Consider the following 1,313-nt stretch of genomic DNA (forward strand, 5'->3'; position numbering starts at 1 on the left):
CAAAGAGGCGACGATTAACTGGCGCTTTACCACGACGGATTCAAGAATAAAACTCAAGCATCTTTATCCATCAATATAACTGTGACGTGACACTAGTTTAACATCAACGTTAGGCTCAGAAAATGTCGCTTCAATAGGGTCCAATATCGGTGCTACCGACTCCGTTTCGCAGTCATTTACAGAGGGGCTAACTCAAGAAATCTCAGACAGTGTTACAATTCCGAAATGCACTGTAGTTACTTGGTGGCATCTGTATCGAACGGCAAGTTTTGATTTTTATCAAGGACGCCAGGTTGATCATGTAGGTTATTGGGAAAACGAGATTACGACAGGAACTATTACTTTTAATGAATATATTCAGTCATCTATTACAAGTGCCTCTGGAACATGTGTTCCTGAGCCAAGTACTATTCTCTTATTGGGAACCGGCTTGGCATTATTTGCAGGTGCGCGAAGAAAAATAATAGCGTGATTGATTTGGCACAATCATTTGCTCAAAAAAAGCAGGAGTCGTTGGCGCCTGCTTTTTTTATGATCGATTGTTTGGCTTTTGCGATGCTTTGCGTTAACCCTACCCCACCCACAAAACATACCAATACGGCTCGAACGCCGCCTCGACGGTTTCAGCTAACTGCGTGATGAATGATTCGTAATCGCCCTCGCAATGTGTTTGATCCAGCGCTTCGTAATAGCGTAAGCACTCTTCGACGGTGCACTATCTGTCATTTCAGCTATTACTCACCACTTTCCATCCTCTTCACCCCTCGATCCTCGACCAGCAAGCGCATCTGCTGAATAGCGATACGGTTCAGCATCTGCAAACGTTCCGCCTGGGCCATGCCCTCCCGGATGAAATGCGCATTCAGATTTTCGAGATTGGCAAGACACAAAAGCTGTGACACATTGGCGAAATCTCGGATATTGCCTTTTTCTCCAGGATTCTCCTCGCGCCAGTGGGCAGCGGTTTTTCCGAAAAGCGCCATGTTCAGCAAATCGGCCTCTGAGGCATAGATCAAGTTGATCTGTTCCCGGCTCAACTCTTCTGGAATGAGATGCTCCTTGATGGCATCCGTGTGTATGCGATAGTTGATCTTGGTCAGATTCCGGCGTATATCCCAACCGAATTGTTTTTGTTCAAGCTCCTTGAGCCGCTGGAACTCCTTTATGAGGTAAATTTTAAATTCAGCACTGATCCACATGCCGAACTCGAACGCAATATTGTTTTGGTTCAGCGTAAATTGGAGAATTCAGCCGTTTGAGTTAGAGTACAAAAACGGAGGAATTCACCATGCGAAAAGTCAGAAAAAACTACA

At 45.1% G+C, this 1,313-nt stretch carries 1 protein-coding gene and 1 pseudogene; one reads left to right on the forward strand and one right to left on the reverse strand.

Translation table 11 applies throughout. The features are described from left to right. Positions 1–367 precede the first annotated feature (367 nt). Positions 368–472 (forward strand): VPDSG-CTERM sorting domain-containing protein, encoded by a 105-nt coding sequence (locus EST62_RS14030; protein WP_371414701.1) that lies wholly within the window; start codon positions 368–370, stop codon positions 470–472. Positions 473–734: 262 nt separating this feature from the next. Here EST62_RS14030 and EST62_RS12800 read toward each other — a convergent pair. Beyond that, positions 735–1,220 (reverse strand): annotated as a pseudogene (locus EST62_RS12800) (KilA-N domain-containing protein); the annotation flags it as partial. Positions 1,221–1,313: the final 93 nt, after the last annotated feature.

The organism is Chlorobaculum sp. 24CR (assembly GCF_004118635.1).
Taxonomy (GTDB): domain Bacteria; phylum Bacteroidota; class Chlorobiia; order Chlorobiales; family Chlorobiaceae; genus Chlorobaculum.